Below are 19,830 nucleotides of genomic sequence, written 5' to 3' on the forward strand. Positions count from 1 at the left end.
CGACGCGCTCGCTTCGAAGGGGAGCGAGTTCTTGGGGAGTTTTCCCGGAACAATTCCCTTCACAGCCGTTTTTTGTCCGGGCGGCCGCCGCGGCCGCCGGGTTTGGATGATTCCGAAAGGCATTATTCTTCAAGGCACGGATTTATTTTACTGCGAATGATACCCTACTGGGAGTGAGAAAGTTGGGAAAGAAAGTTGTCGTTACGGGGGTTCCCGGTGTCGGGAAGACCACCGTTATCACCGGTGCGATGGAGAGACTGGCGGTCGAGGGCATCGCTTACGAAGCCGTAAACTTCGGCACGTTCATGTTTGACGTGGCGAGAAAGGAGAACCTGGTCTCGAATCGCGATGAGATGCGCAAACTCGGAAAAGACGTGCAGAAGCGTCTCCAGCAGGCGGCAGCCTCGGAGATCGCTGCTATGAGTATTAACGCGAACGTCATCGTCGATACCCACAGCAGCGTCAAGACCCCGACGGGTTTCCTTGCGGGGCTGCCCGAGTGGGTGCTCCGTGAACTGATGCCAGACATCGTCGTGCTGGTTGAGACCGACCCGGACCAGATCCTGATGCGTCGGCTTGGTGACGACTCGAGAGTCCGTGACATGGAAGGCTCCCGGGCGATTGCCGAGCACCAGGAGTTCAATCGCGCCGTCAGCGCGGCGTATGCGATGTATACCGGCTGCACTATCAAGATTGTCAGGAACGAGAACTTCCTGCTCGAGAAAGGCGTCGACGACCTGGTAAGTGTGCTGAGGTAACCTGATATGGACCTGAAGAAGCACGGCCCGACAATCGCTCTCGTGTTTACCATGCTCGTGATGCTCTCGTACAGCATCGAGTGGTTCCGGGTGGCGGTCGGTTCAGCGATGAATGTGCTGTTCGGGCCGTTCATCGACGTATTCGGTGTGCCGTTTTTCGTCATGATTCTGGTTCTTTCCAGCATTACCGGTCTCTATTCATCGCTCGTCCAGAAATATACCATTGATTACGAGAAGATGCAGGAGACGCAGGAGAGGGCGCGGGCATTCCAGAGAGAGTTCCGGGAGGCCCAGCTCTCCGGAGATGAAAAGAAGATCAAAAAACTCCAGGGAAAGCAAGAGCGGATGATGCAGGACCAGCTCGATATCTCCCGACAGCAGTTTACTCCGATGGCAATCATCCTCCTGCTGACGGTGCCGATCTTCTTCTGGCTCCTCTTCCGGCTCCCGCCGCTCGGTGCGCCGGCCACCATCACGAACGGCATCGTGCTGCCCTTCATCGGGACCGTCGGTCTCTCGGACTTTGCATTCTGGATTGTCCCGGCCTGGATTCTCTGGTACATGATCTGTTCGCTTGCTATCAGCCAGGTGATCAGGAAGTCGCTCAATATCGGAGGGCTCTGATGCGGATAACCATCAGCGGGCCGCCGGGCAGCGGTACGACATCGCTTGCCCGGTATCTTGCCGCAAAGTACAGGCTTGACCTCATCTCCGCGGGAGAGGTCTTCCGCCAGCTTGCGAGGGAGCACAGCATGGACCTCGCTGAGTTCGGCAGGTTTGCAGAGAACGACCCTTCGGTCGATCGGATGATCGATACCCGGCAAAAAGAGATTGGTGAGAGTGCCGGGAACATCATCATCGAGGGCAGGCTCTCGGGCCGGATGGTCGAGAACGCCGATCTCCGGATCTGGCTCACTGCGTCGCTTCCCTGCCGGGCAAAGCGGATCGCGGGTCGCGACGGGATGGACGAAGAGGGGGCCCGGGCCTACACGGAGAACCGGCAGCGGTCGGAGTCCACCCGTTACCTGAACTATTACGGTATTGAGATCGACGATCTCTCCCCCTACGACATCGTCCTTTCGTCCGAGACCTTCGGCGTGGAGGCACTCGGTGCAATCGTCGACACCGCAATCGCATGCCTTACGCGACAGGCGGCCGCTCATTAGCGGATCTCTCTTTTTGCTTTTATTTTTTTGATGCGCCGGAGCCGCGTCCATTCCTGTCGTTCCATCTCGTCGCGCTGATACTCGATAAACCGGTACATCTCCGTAAGTTCCGGGATAACCTTGAACTCCAGAGCATTCACCCTTCGGCGGGTTCGTTCGATATCGTCGAGCAGTCTCCTGACCCCGCCTTCGAGTTCGGCGCTTGCAATGATTGCTTCAAGGAGGTCTTCGTAAGCGTCGGCAGCGTCGTCGATGACCGGCGAGGTCCCGAGGATGCCGTAGCCCCGCTGGTCGAGCGTCTTCTTTACCATCACCGGCTCGAGGTCCGGGAGCCGCACCCCGAAGACGTTTTTGTGCCCGGTTGTGTAGGTCGGGATGGTCTCGACCGAGAGCGCTGCGAGGAGCACGCCCGTTCCCCCCTCCATCATGGCGGCGATTGCCGCCATCTCCCGCGCCCCGGCGTAACGTTCCTCAAGTTTTTCGCGTTGCAGGGCAGCCCGATCGACGAGTTTGACGAGCTCCAGCATCATGCCGTCCAGTTTCATGGATAGGAGCCGGTGTATTCGCTTCGCAAGCGTCATCCGCCGCCTGACAATCAGGAGACCGGACCGGGTGGGTTTGATGTCGTCAGCCGTCGTCATGGTGCATGGCCTACAGGACGATGTACTGCCATATCCGTTCGGACGGCAGTTCAAATGTTTTTCCTCGTGCGATTGCCCGCAGGTTCGCGACCTCGTACCTCTTTCGCTCCAGGTATGCGATTACCGGCAGCACCGAAAACGGGTGGCGCCGGGATAGAGACTCCATCTGGCGGAGCCGGACGCGGGTGACCGCCATCTCGATTTCATGGACCGGCCGCCGCCGTTGGTGCCACCGCTCCCAGACCAGTTCCGCAGCGTCGACGCTTGCGAAGTCCGGGTCCTGCCGGAGTCCGCGCACCGCCTCTGCAAGGACCGGGGCAATATCGGTCGTGAGGAAGATGTTGACGAACTCTCCCTCCGTCTCGGTACCGTAGAGCCGCCGGAAGAAGGCGATGGGTATACGACCGCCCGGGATCATGGTCCGGTCGATGACCGTCATATCGCATGCCTCTTTTGCACAGTGGAGCCGGAGGAGGTTCTTCATATTGGTACTGTCGATCTCGAACCGGAGATAGGCGATCAACTCCTGACACCCGCTGCACCCGGACGAACCGAGGTTGAGCAGTCCTGCGTAGTACTGCCGATAGAGTTCGTTCTCGATCCGGGCAAAGACGCCTTTTTCTCCGCAGATCCGGTAGTATTCTGCAAGGACCGGGTAGAGCCGCCAGTCCCGGAGGCCTTCGAGGACGTCGCTACAGGTCGTGAAGGTGAGGAGGCGGTCGAGGAGCGCGCTGTCGACCTCTCCCGCCGGGATAAGGAGGTCGCGGACCTGCTGTCGGGGTACCTCGTGCACCGTGCCGCGCAGGACCGCCATGACGTTTGCAATGTCCCATCGGGTGAGGTATTCCCCGGTCAGGGTTTGCAGGTCTCCCGGGGCGATCTGCATGGCATGCCGGAACGACCGCGCCAGACTCCTGTTTACCGCCTCTTCAATGAGCTGGGCCCCGGCGTAGTCGTGCGCCAGGTCCACGACCTCCTGTCGGTACTCCTCCCGCCGCCCGAGGTGAGCAATGACTTCCGGGATGCTCATTTGCATGATCCGCGGATACTCTTCACGGAAGATGAGGTTCGTCCTGCGGACCCGGAACCGGGTACAGGCATAGATGCACGATGGGGAGGATACCCCGGTCGGGGTCATGTTGCACCTCCATGTTCGTACTCTCTCATAAAGGCACACCTGGCGACGGGGGTGAGGCCCGGAGAGTTTCACGGTGGTGGTTGACGGTCGGCGCGATGTTCGTTGCGGCGCTCCTGCTCTTTGCAGCGATGACCGGTTCCGGACCGGTTTCGCGCCCGCCAAATATATATACATTAATGTTCTATTATGTGCAGTGGTGTGTACTATGTTGCAGGTCCCTTCCGTCTTGCCCCTCCTCACTGAGAATATCCCTGGGGGGTCCTTTCGGCCGTTGCCCCGGTCTCGCTGGCGCGAGCATTGATTTCCCGAATTCAAACAGGATCGCTCGTTGAACACCATTTCCAGAAACTGATACCATGAAATCGAGAGATATCGCAATTGTCGGCATACTCCTTGCCGTAGGGGCCATCATCAGGTACATGTCGCTCCTGATCCCCGGCCCCATCGTATCGAACCTCGTGATCGCCTTCTATAGCCTTGCCATCATCCTCATCGTGCCCACGTTCCGCGAGGCCCTCGGGATCGGCGTTGTGGCGGGCATCATATGCGCTCTCATCAGCCACTCGTTCTTCCCGCCTGCAAACCTCGTCAGCGAGCCCATCGGGGCGGTCGTCTGTCTCGGTGCCTACCTGGTGCTCAAGGAGCGCTTTGCTCTTGCCCCGGCCGTGACGACGCTTCTGGCCACATTTGCGAGCGGGTTTTCCTTCATCATCATCGCGCTCCTCGCCGTGGCCCCGACGATCCTTGGAACCTACGGAACCTTCGAGGCGTTCCTCGTGGTCACCGTGCCGATCGTCCTCATCACGGCGGCGGTCAATGCCGTCGTCGGGCAGGCGCTTGTGGTGCCGGCGTCGCGGGCTCTGATGCGTGGTGCGCGGCACGCGGCTCCGGCACAGGGTGCGAGGAAAGTCGATGAGTCCTGAGGCGGGCGAGGGGGGAGCCGTCCTCTCTCTTCGAGACGTCTCCTACACGTATCCCGGCTCCGACTCACCGGCTCTCGACGGGATCAGCCTCGATCTCCGGAAGGGCGAGATCGTCTTCGTTACCGGCCCTACCGGGGCCGGGAAGACGACTCTCTGCCTTGCCGCGTCCGGCATCCTCCACCACGAGTACGGCGGCACGCTTGAGGGCGCGATCACAGTTGCCGGGAAGAACGTCCGGGACTACCGGGGCATGGCAGAGATCGGGAGGCGCGTCGGCGTGGTTTTCGACGATGCCGACGCCCAGCTCATCTTCACCACCGTTGAGGAAGAGGTGGCATCGGGGCTTGAGAACCTCGGGATCGCAAAAATTGAGATGCAGCGGAGGCTCCGCGACGTGATGGAGGCGACCGGGATCGCCGACCTTGCGGATAGGGCCCCCCACACCCTCTCCGGTGGGCAGAAGCAGCGGGTCGCCATCGCCGCAACCCTCGCCCTGGGAACGGAGATCCTGATCCTCGACGAACCGACCGCCGAGCTGGACGCGGAGGCGACCCGGGCGGTCTCCGCCCTCCTCCGGCGGCTATCGGATGAGGGAACGGCCGTGCTCATCGTCGAGCAGAAATTCGCCGCGCTTGCCGCAATCGCGGACCGTACGGTCCTGATCGAAGGCGGGAAGATTGCACGGGAGGGGCCCTCTGCTGACATGATGCCGGACGGCCTCCCGGAGCCGCCGACGGACGGCGCCCGGCACCCGGCACCGGGAGCGGCCCGCCCGGCAGGGGCGTCTCCCATCATATCCGTCCGGGGGCTCGTCCACCGTTACGACGGCATTGCGGCCCTCCGCGGAGTCGACCTCGAGATTGCTCCCGCCGAGATCGTGGCTGTGGTCGGAGAAAACGGGTCGGGGAAGACGACGCTCATCAAGCACTTCAACGGGCTGCTCCATCCCACCGAGGGCAGCGTCTTCGTCGACGGGCTCGATGCCGCGGCCATCCCGGTCGCAGAACTCGCGCGCCACGTGGGCCTGGTCTTCCAGAACCCGGACACCATGCTCTTCGCGGAGACCGTGGGGGACGAAGTGGCGTTCGGCCTCCGGAACATAGACCCGGAGAGCACGGAGGAGCCGGTCGATGCGGCCCTTCGCGAGGTCGGCCTCCTCCACCGGAAGGCGGCCTACCCGCGGTCGCTCTCGCGGGGCGAGCGGCAGCGCCTGGCCATCGCCTGTGTCATCGCCATGAGGCCGGAGGTGATCGTGCTCGACGAACCCACGACCGGCCTGGACGCGCGGGAGGCGGCGCGGGTCATGGAGACCCTTTGCCGCCTTGCGGCGGAAGGCCGCACAATCATCATGGTGACGCATGATATGCGCCTTGGGGAGGAATACGCCGACCGTATCGTCAGGATGGAGCAGGGGAGCATCGTCGGCGACAGGAGAAAGTATGAGGAGGAACCATGCCTGAAATTATGCAGTACGTCATCCGGGAGAGCGTCTTTCACCGCCTCCACCCGATCACCAAACTGATCTTTGCGGTCGTCGTCGTGGTCCTCGCGGTGCTGACGAGCGACACTGTGATGCTCGCGGTCCTTGTCGGCGTGATCGTGGCCGTAGCGGCGGCAGGAGGGCTCGTTCGCGACCTCCTGCGCCAGGTACCCCTGCTCGTCTCGCTCGCGGCAAGCCTGTTCGTCCTCACCATCCTCACCGTTCAGAGCGGGGAAACTCTCGGCTATCTGGTCCCGCCGGCTGTTCCGGTCATCGGCGGGGCCTTTCCCGTCACGATGGGAGCGATCTCTCTTGCGGCCGCGATGTCGCTCCGATTTTGCAGTATGCTCTTTGTCTTCCAGCTCCTGGTCATCTCGACCCAGCCGCGCGACCTTGTCCACCTTATGGACCGCCTCCGGATGCCCGTGGACTACACGCTCATGTTCCTGATTGCCCTCCGGTTCATTCCGAGCCTGCAGCTTGAGGGAAAACGGATCCATGAGGCGCAACTTGCCCGTGCCTATAACCCCGGGAAGGGATTTACCGGGAAGATCCGGGGTCTCTTCCCCATCATCATCCCCCTGGTCTCAAATTCTCTCGGGAAGGCCACGGTCCTCGGGCTGACCATCGATCTCCGGGGATACCGCTCCGGCCGGCGGACGCCCATGCGCGACCTCGCCCCGGGCAGAGCCGATATCGCCGGGATCTTCTGTATGGGCCTTATGGTCGCCGGGTATCTGGCCGTCCTGGTCGTATAACCCGGCACCGGTTCCTGCCCCTCTCCTCCTTCGCACCTTCGATGCTCAAACTCGCCGTGCTCGCACTTCGTAACCTTTCGGTGTTCGAGTTTCCTCCTCTTCGGGGAGACTGCACTTTGCGTGAATTTTTCGGTACGGGAGATGACGGGAGGAGTTGATACGTCTCTGCCGGTGTCCCGCCGGTTTGACAAAGATTATACCGATGCCCGGATTAACGAAGTAACGGATATGCACGACGGTACGCCACCGGCAGCGTTTGAGTTCTACATCGGCGGGAGCGTCGGGCCGTCCCTCTACGTCAGGCTTGTGGAGGGCCGACTTCTCTACGAATATGCGAGTGCGGGCGGTTACTCCGGCGTGGTGACCGAGGTCGCGCCGACACCGGAGGAGTGGGTCCGGTTCCTGGAGACCGCCGACCGGCTCGGTGTCCGGGAGTGGGAGCCGGAGTACGTCTCTCCATACTCCTGCTCCGACGTCACCTACTGGTACCTGCGGATGGAGATGGGTGGACGGACTGTCGTTTCCCGGGGTGCAAACGGCTATCCCGGCTCCGCCGGTCCCGAAGTCTCGGGAGAGTTTCGGGAATTCCGCGCGGCGGTGGAACGGCTGATCGGGATGAATCGATGAGGCGGTTCACGGAAAGACTGATCTCAGATAGTTGAGACTTGACTCATACTGCCGGAACGATACCGGTTCGACGACCTTCGTGGCGTTCTGCGGAATGGCCTGCATTACACGGCAGAACTCGATATTTCCTTCACCGCACGCCATGTGGTCGTCCCGGCTGCCGAAATTGTCGTGCAGGTGAACGTGGATCGCCCCTCCCCGTTCCAGGAAAGAGTCCAGGTTGCCGTTGACATGGGCGTGCCCCACGTCGAGGGCGAAACCGAGGCCGAGGTCGGCAAGACGGTCGAGAAACTCCGGCTCTCTGAAGAAGCAGATATCCCATGCCCCCATATTCTCGACGGCGAGACGGACGTTCACCTCCTCCTGGATTGCGGCGAGGTCGCCGAGCGAGCGGTTCAGGGCCTGCCCGGCGGCATCCTGCATCTCCTCTCCCCAGAAATGCCCCGGGTGAACGACCAGCCGTTCGGCGCCTATCCGGTCGCAGATCTTCGTGAGATCGTCAAGGACCCGGACGCTTGCCCTTCGCAGGTGCTCGTTGTCGGATGCGATGTTGATATCGGCGACCGGGGCATGGACGGTGTACCGGAGGTCAAACGAATAGCAGGCCTCTTCGGTGTGGAAGAGGGAGTGGGGGCCGTCGGAGAGGACCTCCGCACGGTTCGTGCGGCGGGAGATGAAGCCGAGCGCCTCTTCAAGCGTCCGGTCCATCAGGCAGCAGGTGGAGCACCCGATATCCTTTATCGGCGGCATGGGACCCTGGCTACCGTTTCGTTCTACCTCTTCGTCCCGAATAGGGCGACGATGCACAGCGCACAGACGAGTGGGACCGCGCCGAATCCCGGCGCCCGGGCTGCAGGGGTTGTTGTCCTTGCGGGTGCCTCAAAGAGGTCCGGGTGAATGTCTCCCGCCACCTCCTCGAGGGCGTCCACGATTCGCGGACCTCCCCGGCTGATGATATCGGCGTCGATGACATAAACATGGTTGTTCCTGACCGCTTCCAGGTTCTGCATCCGGGACTCGTTCATGAAGTAGTTGTAGATGACGTTCTGTTCCTCTTCGGTCATGCCGGTGCCGGAACTGACGATAATGTACTCGGGGTCCGTGGCGATGAACTCTTCAAGACCGACGATGCTCCATTCGTCAACCGAACCGAATGCGTTGGTCCCTCCGGCCATCGTGATAACCTCGTCCTGGAACGTCCCCCGTCCGCTGACCCAGATCGGGTCATGCCAGACGACATGGGCGACGGACGGCTTTTCCGCCAGATCTCCCGTCTTATCGGTCACTGCCCGGGTGCGGTTCTGGAGGTCAAGAGCAAGCGCCGATGCCTGTTCCTCCTGTCCGGTTGCCGCTCCGACGAGTTCGATATCCTTCAGGACATCGTCGATAGTCTGCGGGTCGAGGTAGAGGACGGTCATCCCGAGCCCTCTCAGGCGGTCGATCACCTCCTCCGTGTTGCCGAGCGCGGCAACGACCAGGTCGGGCTCCGCCGCGACCACCCGCTCGAGGTTGACACTGCTGTAGCCGCCGACCGTCGGTTTATCGGAAGCCTCCGGCGGGTAATTGCTGTAATCGGCGACACCGACGATCCGGTCCCCCAGACCGAGGGCGTACAGGATCTCGGTGTTGGAAGGGGCAAGCGAGACGATTCTCTGCGGTATTCCCCGGATGACGACGGTCTCCCCGGAGTCGTCGGTCACCGTAACGACTCTCCCGGCGGTCTCCGTTGCCGCTGGAGTGAGTCCCCCGGATGAGAGGTTACCTGATTCTTCCGGGGGCGGGACGATGGGGGTGGTGTCTCCGTCAGGCGCGAGGGTTGCGCCCGCTGCACCAACAGACAGGAACAATGCAATGACCAGGGAGACGGAGACCATCAGGAGCATGTTTCGCATAATTATAAATTTAATTGTGTTAGAGTAATAAACCTTTACAAATTGACGCCTGCGGCCTCTCTGGACCTCTCACTTTTGCAGAGGTTCCCCGGATTCGGTGGAGGTTATCCGCTACCGGGGCTGTGATCCCCGATCGCGTCGCCCGGCGAGGTAGATCCGTCGAGCCGGACCCGGGTGTAGGTCATGTCCATATCCACAGATATCGCATCCCAGAGCCGGTCACAGATCGTCAGGCGCTGCGAAGCGGGAAGCATCGCGCTCCGTATTCTGTAGCACCGGACGATGTCCCGGTAATGGCCTCTTGTAAAGAAAGGATCGCGGTTCGGCGGCGTCAGGATGAAGAGGTGTGTCCTGGTTGCGGCAAGCATCGCCTGCATGTTGAAGGCGCAGGCCGTCTGAATATCCGCGAGTGAGAATGAACTCCCGAGAGGGTGGTTGTGGAGAAATATCGTCTGGAAAAGGCGAAATCGGTCCCGGTAATCGAACTGGATTGCTGCCCGCTCGCCTTTCAGGCAAAAGAGCAACTGCCCGGCCGGATCGAAGACGTATGCATATTCGCGCGGCCGGTCTTTTATATCCAGAGCATACGCAATAAGTTGCTCGTCCGTCGGACCGCCCCGGGGCAGGAAAGCCCGGTTGGCGGCCAGATCCGCGGTCTGCTGTCCTGCCCCGCAGGGTGAATGCGCGGGGTATGCGGGCCGGCGGTGCTGCAAGAGCGTGTCCTCTCTCTCCTCTCTGTCGGCGCCCGTGGTTCTGCAGCGGTGGGTCATGCCGTCTCCCTGAGGATCTGCAGCACCCGGTCGACCCGTTCCGCCTCGACCGCCCCCCGGTCGAGCAGCCCGCGAACGATCGCTTCGGCCTCACCTCCGGTGAAATCCTGAAACGATTGGGTTTTGCTGTTGAGGAGTATAATGGGCTTGTTCCGGCGGCGCTCCAGTATCCGGATGTTCTCGATATTGCCCCATCCTATGGGCATTGCCGTGATGACGACGGCATGCGCCTCGTCGATGCACCGCTCAAGTTCGCTTCTGGCATCGGGAGAGATCGCGCAGAACGGCGCCTCGGCGACGCAGGGTATTCCCAATGCCGTTACCGTTGCATAGTCGGTGTCGAGGACCGTGAGCACGCCGGCACTCACCCGGAACCCCTCCTTGTGGAGGGCGTAGAGGAGATCGGACCCCATACCCCCGCCGCAGACGACATGCACCCTCTCCGTCGGCCGATCTTTTGCGGTGCGTTCGTATATCGGGAGGACATAGGGCCTCCCTGTCAGCGGATGCGGTTTTACCAGTGCGTCGATCCCGTATACCGCCTTGAGCGTCTCCCGGGTCAGCACATCTTCAGGCTCGCCGACGGCAACAATCTTCTTCTCTTTGAGCATGATCAGGCGGTCGCAGTAGCAGGCGGCCAGGTTGAGGTCGTGGAAGACGCTGATTACCGTGACGCTTCCGGTGAGGTCTCTGATGATGTTGAGGATCTCGATCTGATGGCTGATATCGAGGTTCGAGGTGGCCTCGTCGAGCAGCAGGACCTTCGGTTCCTGCGTGAGCGCCCGGGCGATGAGCACCCGCTGCCGTTCGCCGCCGCTGATCTCGTGAACCGATGAATCGGCAAGGTGCGCGACGTTTGTGAGGTGCATGGCGCGGTCACAGACCTCCAGGTCCCGGGCGGTCTCGGAGGAGAGCCTCCCGATATAGGGGTGCCTCCCCATCATGACGATCTCCCGCACGGTATAATCGAAACTGATCGCGATATCCTGCGGCACAACGGCGATCTGCTGTGCCAGCTCCCGGAAATTGAAGGTCGCAAGGCTCTGGTCGTTGAGGCGGACTTCTCCGGAATCCGGAGCGACGATCCGGCTCATCGCTTTTAAGAGCGTCGTCTTTCCCGACCCGTTCGGTCCGATGATCCCGAGGATCTCGCCTTTATCGGCATAAAGTGAGATCGCCTCGAGGATCTTCTTTGCGCCGTAGGAGACGTCGATATTGATGATCTCGACCGATTTCATGCTTTCATCCGGCTCCGCAGAAGGTAGATGAAGAACGGTGCGCCGAAGCAGGCGGTCAGGATCCCGACCGGCATGTCGCCGGCAAACGTCCGCGTGAGCGTATCGGACCAGACGAGGAGGATGCCGCCTGCAAGGGCGGCAGCGGGGAGAAGGATGCGGTGGTCGGGTCCGACGATCAGGCGCATCACGTGGGGTGTGACCAGACCGACGAACCCGATCGCTCCTGCGATGGAGACCGCTATGCCCGTCAGGAACGCGCTCACAAAGAGGAGGATCTGCTTCAATCGTTCGACGTTCACGCCCAGGTGAATCGCATCCTCTTCCCCGAGCGAGATGATGTTGATGTCGCGGGCGTAGAGGTAGATGGCCACGCACCCTATCGGGATGAGGATGGCGACGAAGACGTCGTCCCACGAGACGTTCCAGAACCCTCCCATCAGCCAGAACATGATCTGGTGGAGGCTCCGGCCGGAGGTGTACATGAGGAAGGAGAGGAACGCGGAGAGGAGCATGGAGAGGGCGACGCCGGAGAGCAGGAGCGTCTCGACCGGGATCTTCCCGCCCTGGCGGGCGATGGTGTAGACGGTAAAAGTGGCGATTGCCGCCCCCACGAATGCGAAGATCGGCAGTCCTGCACCCGCGAAGAGGACGATCGAGAGTGCGGCTCCGAGTGAGCCGCCGGCCGAAGTGCCGAGGATGTAGGGGTCGGCCATGGAGTTCTTGAACAGCCCCTGCATGGCCGTACCTGCTACGGCAAGCGCGCACCCGACCAGCGCTGCTGCAATCGCCCGTGGGGTCCTGATCTCCCAGAGGATCATCCAATCGGCATCATATCCGAGCGGACGGATGATGAGGCCGGTCTCCGGGCTCCAGATGATCGTCCAGGTTATCTCCGGGTTGAAGAGCGACCAGATCGAGATACTGGTCGGTCCGAGGGCGACAGCAAGGATCATGCTGGCGAGAAGGATGCAGATGAGGATCGGGACTGCAATCAGCCTGCGTCTGGACATTTTAATATAATAATTAAAGTTGTCTTGATATTATTAAATCCATTTTGTTATCTCTCACGCGGCAGGTTTCCGAAGATGGGCGCAGGATGGCCGGCCTGATCTCCGTCATCCTAGGTAAACCTCATACGATTGGCCGTCAAATCTCTCCTTATATGGGCAACCTGAATGTTGTCGTGCTGGGACCCGCCGGTTACGCGAAGGACCTCGGGAAGAAAGGCACGGAATCCGATATCACCTTCTATAACCTGAAGAAGGGTGACGACACCGTCACCATCGTCGAACCGACGCGGTATCCCGAGCGGCTGGCTCCGCTCTTCTACGCCGCGTCGACGGCGGACGCGGCACTCATCGTGGTTGATGAGATCTCCCCGACGTTCGGCGAGTGGGTGCTGATGCTTGATGAAGCGCAGATAGAGCAGGGCTACATCGTCCTCCGGAACTACTTAACTCCCGATGGGGTCGCGCCGCTTCTCCGGGGGACGGTGCTCGAACACTACCGGTTTGTGGACGAAGACCCGATTGCACTGCGCGACCTCCTGCTTCGCGAGGCACATGCCCGTACACCCGTTCCGCCCGGTGCCGGGACGGTGGGGACGGTCCCGATCGATCACCACTTCAACGTCCACGGCATCGGGACGGTCGTTCTCGGCGACGTGGTGCGGGGCGGCATTAAGAAACACGACGCCCTGAAGGTCTACCCGGGAGAACGGGCGGTCATGGTGCGCTCCATCCAGAAGCACGACAACGACTTTGACTGGGCCGCCGAGGGCGACCGCGTGGGGATCGCGCTCAAAAACATCGAGTCCGATGATCTCGACCGCGGCTTTGTCCTCTCAAACGACCCTGCGGTCCAGACCCGTGCGACTCTTGAAGTGCAGGCGACGCTGGTCAGGTACTGGCCGACCCCGCTCACGGCGGGAACGGTGCTTCACGTCGGCCACTGGATGCAGTTCATTCCGGCGCGGGTGGAGGCGGTGCGGGACGGCGGCGACTGGCGGCAGCCGACGCTTACGCTTGCGCTGGAAAAAGACATCGTCTACCTCCCCGGCGATACGGCGGTGCTTCATTATCTCGAAGGGGGGAAACTCAGGATCGCCGGGCACATCAAACTGCCCTGAACGGACCCTGGTTTCCAGGGTAACATACTCTTTTTGAGTGCTCCGGCTGTGGAGTTTTCCCCGGGTTCCGTCTCCTCTCGTACCTGGCGGCGCTCGCATTCATGAAGCATCGTATTCCGGTTGCAGAGGAGATGCAACTTCGGGACAGTCACGGCGAAAGCCGGGCGGCAAAAAAAGGTTAGATGAGTTTAAAGAACGGGTGAGTGTCGACCTGGGTGTCGATGCCGAGATCTCGCACCGCTTCCAGCACAACGATATCCACATAGGCCTGTGCGGTGATCATCGCCTCGACGTTCTCGATCGGGCCGTACATGATGAGGTCGGCGCCGAGCGTGCTTGCAACCATGTTGCAGCCGATATCGGGCGCGGACCAGGCCGCCTGGCGCATACCGTCCGTCCCGCCGAGGTAGTGGTGCGTGAGCTGCTCGATGAGCGCGTCTTTGCCCTCGAGGCCGGCCAGCTGCTGCGACGGGGTCTTCTTCGTTCCCTTCCAGCGCTTCAGCCAGGTCCAGGAGACGGTCATGTTGTGGTAGGCGCCGCCGGTGGGGAGACCGTGGATTGCCTTGCAGGCAAGGATCTCACGGTACGAGCCGCCGGAGCCAAGGCCGAGCGGGGTCGCTGCGGTATCGAGGATCGGGCGGGTGATGCCGCATTTCTCTGCGATATCGAGCATCCCCATCTCCTGTCCGGCAACGCCTCCCTCGGTGAGCACCTTCTCGCGTCCGGAGACCGACGGGTCGCCGGGGTTGAAGGCGAGGACGATTGCTGCGTTTACGTCGCTCTTTGCCAGGGCCTCCATGTTCTCGGGCAGGATCGAACCGTTGATGGAGTTGTAGATCGCACGGTCGGCGACGCCTGCCTCGGTGACGTACTGGCATGCGTGTGCAAGCGCCTTGGGTTCCGACGAGTCCATCAGGAACGCGGTCTTGTCATCGATGCTGCAGAACCAGTCGATGTAACTATCGAAGGCTTCAGCGTGTTCGGCAATCATCTGGATGAAGTGCGGAATGCCGGTGATATCCGAGAGTTCCTGGCAGCGGTTCCAGAGCCCCTCTGCCTTTACCTTGTCGATCTTTCCGGTGTGGTCATCCAGAACAACTTCGTGCTTGTTGTAGAAGATGGATGCACCGAGCACGGTCGGGTATTCTCCAGGCTGCCCGCCGATCTTGGTACCGTTGAAGTCGTGTACCGTCTGCTCTTTTTCGAACTTGAACATATTCGTCAATCCTCCTTACAGGTACCCCATCAATTTGGGTAGTAATACCAACAACATCATGAATACAATCAAACCTGCGACCAGTCCGTACAGGATGCCGATATCGCGTCCGATCTTTCTTCCGACACGCTGGGCAATCTCTGCATCGACGAACTCGATCTTCTCCTCGATGGCGTTGAGCCGTTCTTCGATCTCAAGGAACTGCGGGTTCGCGCCTGCAACGGCAACTCCCGTTGTGCCGGCACCGCCCGCTTCCTTGACCTCGACGACCATGGGTTCGGCCGAAAACGCACCGGGGTCTCTGGCCTTGAGTTCATCGATCTTGGCCTTGATGGTGCCCATGTCCTCGGTTTCCATGATGTTGACGACCTCGACCTGGTCCTGGAAGCGCTTGATCGCTTCATCGGAGAGGTTCTCGATGAACGGGATGGCTCCCTGGGCCCCGACGATCTTGCCGCCGGCGACTCCGCCGGAATGGAGGGCCATAAAACTCTGACCGGACAGGTGTCCCTTAACCTCCGTGCCGCAGCAGAGGATGAACCTGATGTTTGGGTCGGAGATGACGTTTGCGATGATCTTCTCAAGGCCGAGGTTCTCGGTCTTGCAGGACCCGGTGATTGCCGCTCCGGCATCGCAGATGCCCTGTTCGTCGAGATGGGAACCCATGGTGACGACGCCGACGCAACTCTGTGGATCTCCCGTGTGGAAGTCGCCCTGAACGATCGGCCATCCGCTGGCCGGTGATTTTTTCTCGGCCATGTTAGATCGCCCCCAGCATCAGTGCCGGAATCACGATCAGGAGCATGGCTACGGCGAGCCCGACTGTGAACCCGATGATTCCCATGCCCATGATCCCGGATTCGAGTTTGTTCGTGCGGGCAAGGATCTGTGCCTTGTACCGGATGGAGTTCATCATTGCATTGATTGCAGCCATCCGGATGGGGCCTGCTGCCTGTGTAGTTTCTTCTGCCATTTATCTCACCCCAGCAAGATGAACCCCATAATTACGAACGAGACGATGAGGCCGATCATGAGCCCCTCGATCTTACCCGAGTAGACACCGGCGGCAAACCTGTCGCGGTAGCCGATATCGGTGACCATCCGCTCGATGACTTTCATCCGTGCGTGTATCAGTGCCAGTTCTCCGGTGAGCGGCTGCACTTCGCCGGTTGCTTCTTCCTCTCCAGCACCGCCCGCTTCTTTGACCTCGATGACCATGGGTTCAGCCGAAAACGCACCGGGGTCTCTGGCCTTGAGTTCATCGATCTTGGCCTTGATGGTGCCCATGTCCTCGGTTTCCATGATGTTGAGGATCTCGATCTGGTCCTGGAAGCGCTTGATCGCTTCGTCGGAGAGGTTCTCGATGAACGGGATGGCTCCCTGGGCCCCGACGATCTTGCCGCCGGAGACACCGCCTGCGTGCAGGGCTATGAAACTCTGGCCGGACAGGTGTCCCTTAACCTCCGTACCGCAGCAGAGGATGAACCTGATGTTGGGATTGGAGATGATGTTTGCGATGATCTTCTCAAGGCCGAGGTTCTCGGTCTTGCAGGACCCCGCGATTGCCGCTCCGGCATCGCAGATACCCTGCTCATCGAGGTGGGAACCCATGGTGACGACGCCGACACAACTTTCTGGATCTCCCGTGTGGAAGTCGCCCTGAACGATCGGCCATCCGCTGGCCGGTGATTTTTTCTCAACCATGTTCTTCACCTCACAGCAGTCCTAATACGACGACACCGGCAACCAGAAGGCCAATTGCCATGCCGTACCAGAATGCGGTCACGCTTCCGGCGATTTTCAGAACACCCTCCCTGTTCGGGAACGATGCGAGGAAGTTGCCCTCTCCGGAGAGCATACCGACCAGGTCGTCGGTGATCTTCTCGAGTTCCGCTACCTGCTCGAGCACGGGGGTGTACGAGACACCGGCGGTGGTGACGACGCCGACTATCGGGTCGGCAACCAGCCCGAACTCAGGCAGTACCTGAATGTATGCCATTCAGGCACCTCCCTTTGGCTCAAGGATCGGCTTTGCGTCGAGCCATGCATAGGCATCACGTTTTGCAAGCGCGATGTACTGCGTGTAGGTGTAGATCCACCCGATGACCGAGACCACCAGCGAGACGAGAGCGGGAAGGAATTCGATGAATGCGAACGAGATGACTGCAATGGGGATCATGGAGAGGAATCCGCATTCTGCAGCGAGCATCAGCGTCCGGTCCTGCTTCTCCCCCGGCCCGAGGCAGGCGTTGAAGGAGTGCTGGATGGCGATGGCGCCGAGCATGAAGATGACGGCAATGATGCTGCCACCGATGAGAGAGTATTCGTAGGTCTGCACGGTGAACCCGAGGATCGCGATCTCACCGGTGATCATGCCGAGGAACCCGAACGTTCCGCAGGCCATGGCTGCGAGGCCGAGCACGGTCATCGCACCGACGACTGCAAGTTCGATCAAGGAGGTGACCATGACCGGAATGTCCATCCGGACTACGTGGTTTGCCATGATCCCGGCGACCGCACCGATGATCGCGGCGATGATGATCGTCACGATAGGCGCGAAGATGCCGGTCGTGGCTCCGAAGAGCGCGGCGATGACGCCGGACCCGAGCGCGATCATACCCGCCGACGGGACACCGGTGCCGAGACCGTAACTGCAGAGGTACTTGATCGTGTCGGTACCCCAGAGGAGTGCGGCCACGGCGGCGAGTCCGCCGAAGAACGAGAAGTACTGGGTCTGGGTGACCTCATTCAGGAGCGTCAGATAGATGAAGACGAGCGATCCCACGAGCCCGTAGATCAGGATCCGGTTGTGGGGGATGCCGCCTGCTCCTACTTCAACTTTAACCGTCATTTAGAATACCCCCACCAGTTCGAGCAGCGCGATCGAAAACATGCCTGCAACGGCGGATGCCACGGCGGCTGCAATGACCGCTCTCGGGAACCGCTTGAACTTGGGGTCGTGCGGCCCCTCGATCGTACCGGTGATGTTGTATGCGGAAAGCACGGCAACGATCAGGAATATGCCAATCGTGAAGACACCGGCAAGCGAGACGGCGACGGGTGCAATCTGCTCGACCGTTGTGCTCAGGATGACGGGCAACTGTGTCTGGTAGACGCTGAGGAGCTCGAGGTAGATGAGCGTTCCGCCGAGGCCGCCGAGTGCGCCGCCGACGACGCCGCCGATCCAGGACGTGAACGGGAGACCGTGCCCCTCGGTACCCTGGCTCTTGTACTCGGGGAAGGTGTCGCCCGTGATCGGGTCCTTTGCGACCTTACCGGAAGCTGCCGGGATGCCCATGCCGAAGACGTAGATGATGTTGACCATCGTACAGGTGATTGCCATCAAGAGTCCGCCGCCGACCGCACCGCCGGCGAGAGCGATACCGAACCCGAGCGGGGCGGCCCACGCTCCGCCGAAGAGTCCGGCAAGGCCGGCACCGGCGGCGAGCATCGGCACACCGGTCGCAATACCGGGCGCCTGTCCCATTGCTGCGGGCGCACCGCCGACCGGGACGAAGTGGACGCCGAACCCGACCAGGACGCCGCCGATGATGATGCCGATGACGGCAAGCACTCCGGTCATCTGTATCAGGAAATAGGCGAGCACAATCGCGACGATGATAAGTAGAATGCTGATAACGAGGCCCATCCCCGTCGGGGGCTGGATGCCTGAAGTCTGTTTTGGTCCGCCGAGCGCCGTCATGATGATGCCTCCTCAGAAGGAGCTGTGTAGGGCCCGAAGGTCTTTCTTGCCCAGACCTCGATGTAACGGTCGATGATGGCAAAGATCAGGATAATAACGATACCGACGATGACCGCTCCCCATCCGGCGGCGAGCGGCTCGAAGACCACGGTACGCCAGAGTTCAAAGAAGACGATCAGACCGAAACAGATACCCGACGCAGGGCCGCCGAGTTTCGCGCTGAAGAACCCGTTGTCAAGTGAGTTTCTCTGTCCGGCCTCGGCGTAGCGGACGATGTTGCCGGATGCAGAGATCGGGACACCGGCTCCGAACTTCTGCTCCTGGTACTGCCGCTCTTTTCCGTAGAACGGGTTACCGGTCGCCGACCCAGCTGAACCGAGTGCGATACCCCATACGAGCCCGAGAAGCGGGAGCGGGAAGGGGTGGCCGAGCGCGCTGATGATCAGGTGACACATCGCGACGGTGGTGAAGATGGCCACGAACGCATGCGCCATGGTCACGGTTGTCATCGACTTCAAGATGTCGATATAGACCGGCTGTCCGAATTTTGCGAGACTTGCAGTACGGCCGAGGTATGCGGTTGTCGCATAGATGCCCTGCACGAAGACCGCGAGAGCGCTCCCGAGCACAATTGCAAGTATCGGGTTTATCTGCATCGCCATGAATGCCCAGGCAAGGCCTGCACCCAGAGCAACCCACAGGCCGTACGCGGGGGGTTCACCGGCAACTGCCTTGTTAAAGATGCGGTGAATATACCCCATTTGCGGAGCGAGCTGAACCTGAGAGTTCGGGTCACCCTGTGATCCGATGTCAGACTCAGTGTCTTCCGCAGCGCCGGCAACGGTTGCAAGAGCACCTGCCAATGCGGTAATGCCGATGCCAAATATAATCTCTTCCATTCAGCATCCTCCTCTGGCGCATTTTGCGCCGGAGCTGTAAGTTCAAAACCTTTTTGGTTCATTTAACAGTTGTTTATGACTTAATTAAAGGTTTCGAAAAGTTTCGTCGATATTGGAGCGAAACGTTAAAAATCGACTGGGAATACCCGTATTAGTCATTCCTGGTTACTCTAAATAAAAAAAAATTGTGTTGGGTCTACCGGGCCGGGATGATGAGCGAGCGCTCGCCGGCGGGCATAAACTCGCGGATTGCACCCTTCGCGAACTCGCGGCGCGGTTCGGAGAAGTCGAACTTCAGGGCCGGGTCGGCGAAGCAGATCTTCACCCGCGGGTCGAAGCACCACGCATCGCCGCGGCCGTAGTGGGCGCCCGCGACGATTGCGGCGTACTCACCCTGGTGTCCGACGTTCATCGCGTAGTTCGGGTAGTTCGGGCCGCGGACCTCGCCGATCGCGCCCTCGTCTCCACGGATGGAGAGCGAGTTTGCGGAGCC

At 60.7% G+C, this 19,830-nt stretch carries 23 protein-coding genes and 1 pseudogene; 8 read left to right on the forward strand and 16 right to left on the reverse strand.

Annotation, left to right across the window (positions count from 1 at the left end; translation table 11 throughout):
- Nucleotides 1-182: 182 nt before the first annotated feature.
- The 3 genes from BRA42_RS04135 to cmk are packed head-to-tail and all read left to right on the forward strand — an operon-like array spanning nucleotide 183 to nucleotide 1,924.
- A complete protein-coding gene (locus BRA42_RS04135; protein ID WP_292406035.1) occupies nucleotides 183-758 on the forward strand; it encodes an adenylate kinase in 576 nt (191 codons plus the stop codon).
- Nucleotides 759-764: 6 nt separating this feature from the next.
- Nucleotides 765-1,382, forward strand: a complete 618-nt coding sequence (locus tag BRA42_RS04140; RefSeq protein ID WP_292406034.1) for a DUF106 domain-containing protein — start codon at nucleotides 765-767, stop codon at nucleotides 1,380-1,382.
- On the forward strand, nucleotides 1,382-1,924 hold the full coding sequence (cmk, locus tag BRA42_RS04145) for a (d)CMP kinase (RefSeq protein ID WP_342770577.1): 543 nt from the start codon (nucleotides 1,382-1,384) through the stop codon (nucleotides 1,922-1,924). The genes BRA42_RS04140 and cmk overlap by 1 nt, the downstream gene beginning before the upstream one ends.
- Here the strand turns inward: cmk and BRA42_RS04150 are convergent.
- Nucleotides 1,921-2,565 (reverse strand): V-type ATP synthase subunit D, encoded by a 645-nt coding sequence (locus BRA42_RS04150; RefSeq protein WP_292406029.1) that lies wholly within the window; start codon nucleotides 2,563-2,565, stop codon nucleotides 1,921-1,923. The two genes, cmk and BRA42_RS04150, sit on opposite strands and share 4 nt — an antisense overlap.
- A gap of 10 nt (nucleotides 2,566-2,575) precedes the next feature.
- A complete protein-coding gene (locus BRA42_RS04155) occupies nucleotides 2,576-3,703 on the reverse strand; it encodes a V-type ATP synthase subunit C (RefSeq protein ID WP_342770578.1) in 1,128 nt (375 codons plus the stop codon).
- A 356-nt stretch (nucleotides 3,704-4,059) separates the two neighbouring features.
- On the opposite strand from BRA42_RS04155, the gene BRA42_RS04160 reads away from it, so the two are divergent.
- The 4 genes from BRA42_RS04160 to BRA42_RS04175 all read left to right on the forward strand — a co-directional run bounded on the left by BRA42_RS04160 (nucleotide 4,060) and on the right by BRA42_RS04175 (nucleotide 7,491).
- Nucleotides 4,060-4,626 (forward strand): tryptophan transporter, encoded by a 567-nt coding sequence (locus BRA42_RS04160; RefSeq protein WP_292406022.1) that lies wholly within the window; start codon nucleotides 4,060-4,062, stop codon nucleotides 4,624-4,626.
- Nucleotides 4,616-6,148 carry an ABC transporter ATP-binding protein gene (locus tag BRA42_RS04165; RefSeq protein ID WP_292406020.1) on the forward strand — a complete coding sequence of 511 codons (1,533 nt, stop codon included), beginning with the start codon at nucleotides 4,616-4,618 and terminating at the stop codon, nucleotides 6,146-6,148. Before BRA42_RS04160 ends, BRA42_RS04165 begins: the two co-directional genes overlap by 11 nt.
- Entirely contained in the window at nucleotides 6,079-6,864 is a 786-nt protein-coding gene (locus BRA42_RS04170; RefSeq protein ID WP_292406017.1) for an energy-coupling factor transporter transmembrane component T family protein, read from the forward strand. Before BRA42_RS04165 ends, BRA42_RS04170 begins: the two co-directional genes overlap by 70 nt.
- A gap of 228 nt (nucleotides 6,865-7,092) precedes the next feature.
- Nucleotides 7,093-7,491: a hypothetical protein gene (locus BRA42_RS04175; RefSeq protein WP_292406014.1), complete on the forward strand. Its 399-nt coding sequence runs from the start codon at nucleotides 7,093-7,095 to the stop codon at nucleotides 7,489-7,491.
- 6 nt (nucleotides 7,492-7,497) lie between these two features.
- Here the strand turns inward: BRA42_RS04175 and BRA42_RS04180 are convergent, their stop codons facing one another.
- The 5 genes from BRA42_RS04180 to BRA42_RS04200 all read right to left on the reverse strand — a co-directional run bounded on the left by BRA42_RS04180 (nucleotide 7,498) and on the right by BRA42_RS04200 (nucleotide 12,401).
- On the reverse strand, nucleotides 7,498-8,241 hold the full coding sequence (locus tag BRA42_RS04180) for a sugar phosphate isomerase/epimerase family protein (protein WP_292406011.1): 744 nt from the start codon (nucleotides 8,239-8,241) through the stop codon (nucleotides 7,498-7,500).
- Nucleotides 8,242-8,264: 23 nt separating this feature from the next.
- Nucleotides 8,265-9,383 (reverse strand): ABC transporter substrate-binding protein, encoded by a 1,119-nt coding sequence (locus tag BRA42_RS04185; RefSeq protein WP_292406008.1) that lies wholly within the window; start codon nucleotides 9,381-9,383, stop codon nucleotides 8,265-8,267.
- Nucleotides 9,384-9,487: 104 nt separating this feature from the next.
- The gene (locus BRA42_RS04190; protein ID WP_292406005.1) at nucleotides 9,488-10,153 is read right to left on the reverse strand and encodes a hypothetical protein; all 666 of its coding nucleotides are present in this window, start codon (nucleotides 10,151-10,153) and stop codon (nucleotides 9,488-9,490) included.
- Nucleotides 10,150-11,391 (reverse strand): heme ABC transporter ATP-binding protein, encoded by a 1,242-nt coding sequence (locus BRA42_RS04195; protein ID WP_292406002.1) that lies wholly within the window; start codon nucleotides 11,389-11,391, stop codon nucleotides 10,150-10,152. The genes BRA42_RS04190 and BRA42_RS04195 overlap by 4 nt, the downstream gene beginning before the upstream one ends.
- On the reverse strand, nucleotides 11,388-12,401 hold the full coding sequence (locus tag BRA42_RS04200) for a FecCD family ABC transporter permease (RefSeq protein WP_292405999.1): 1,014 nt from the start codon (nucleotides 12,399-12,401) through the stop codon (nucleotides 11,388-11,390). Before BRA42_RS04200 ends, BRA42_RS04195 begins: the two co-directional genes overlap by 4 nt.
- Before the next feature lie 152 nt (nucleotides 12,402-12,553).
- Here BRA42_RS04200 and BRA42_RS04205 point away from each other — a divergent pair, with 152 nt between their 5' ends.
- Nucleotides 12,554-13,519 (forward strand): EF-Tu/IF-2/RF-3 family GTPase, encoded by a 966-nt coding sequence (locus BRA42_RS04205; protein WP_292405997.1) that lies wholly within the window; start codon nucleotides 12,554-12,556, stop codon nucleotides 13,517-13,519.
- Nucleotides 13,520-13,697: 178 nt separating this feature from the next.
- On the opposite strand, the gene mtrH is transcribed toward BRA42_RS04205, so the two are convergent.
- The 9 genes and pseudogenes from mtrH to BRA42_RS04250 all read right to left on the reverse strand — a co-directional run.
- Entirely contained in the window at nucleotides 13,698-14,735 is a 1,038-nt protein-coding gene (gene mtrH, locus BRA42_RS04210) for a tetrahydromethanopterin S-methyltransferase subunit H (protein WP_342770579.1), read from the reverse strand.
- A gap of 15 nt (nucleotides 14,736-14,750) precedes the next feature.
- Nucleotides 14,751-15,494, reverse strand: coding sequence for a tetrahydromethanopterin S-methyltransferase subunit A (gene mtrA, locus BRA42_RS04215; RefSeq protein WP_292405994.1), 744 nt, complete (start codon nucleotides 15,492-15,494; stop codon nucleotides 14,751-14,753).
- Nucleotide 15,495: 1 nt separating this feature from the next.
- Nucleotides 15,496-15,708, reverse strand: coding sequence for a tetrahydromethanopterin S-methyltransferase subunit F (locus BRA42_RS04220; protein WP_292405991.1), 213 nt, complete (start codon nucleotides 15,706-15,708; stop codon nucleotides 15,496-15,498).
- Between the two features lie 5 nt (nucleotides 15,709-15,713).
- Nucleotides 15,714-16,439 carry a tetrahydromethanopterin S-methyltransferase subunit A gene (mtrA, locus tag BRA42_RS04225; RefSeq protein WP_292405988.1) on the reverse strand — a complete coding sequence of 242 codons (726 nt, stop codon included), beginning with the start codon at nucleotides 16,437-16,439 and terminating at the stop codon, nucleotides 15,714-15,716.
- 10 nt (nucleotides 16,440-16,449) lie between these two features.
- Nucleotides 16,450-16,734 carry a tetrahydromethanopterin S-methyltransferase subunit MtrB gene (gene mtrB / locus BRA42_RS04230; protein ID WP_292405986.1) on the reverse strand — a complete coding sequence of 95 codons (285 nt, stop codon included), beginning with the start codon at nucleotides 16,732-16,734 and terminating at the stop codon, nucleotides 16,450-16,452.
- The gene (gene mtrC, locus BRA42_RS04235; RefSeq protein WP_292405983.1) at nucleotides 16,735-17,586 is read right to left on the reverse strand and encodes a tetrahydromethanopterin S-methyltransferase subunit MtrC; all 852 of its coding nucleotides are present in this window, start codon (nucleotides 17,584-17,586) and stop codon (nucleotides 16,735-16,737) included.
- Entirely contained in the window at nucleotides 17,587-18,438 is an 852-nt protein-coding gene (gene mtrD / locus BRA42_RS04240) for a tetrahydromethanopterin S-methyltransferase subunit D (protein WP_292405979.1), read from the reverse strand.
- Nucleotides 18,435-19,337 (reverse strand): tetrahydromethanopterin S-methyltransferase subunit E, encoded by a 903-nt coding sequence (mtrE, locus tag BRA42_RS04245; protein WP_292405976.1) that lies wholly within the window; start codon nucleotides 19,335-19,337, stop codon nucleotides 18,435-18,437. Before mtrE ends, mtrD begins: the two co-directional genes overlap by 4 nt.
- A gap of 196 nt (nucleotides 19,338-19,533) precedes the next feature.
- Nucleotides 19,534-19,830: pseudogene (locus tag BRA42_RS04250) on the reverse strand (methyl-coenzyme M reductase subunit alpha); the annotation flags it as partial.

The sequence above is a fragment of the Methanoculleus sp. UBA374 genome, assembly GCA_002508705.1.
In the GTDB taxonomy this organism is placed as follows: Archaea; Halobacteriota; Methanomicrobia; order Methanomicrobiales; family Methanoculleaceae; genus Methanoculleus; species Methanoculleus palmolei.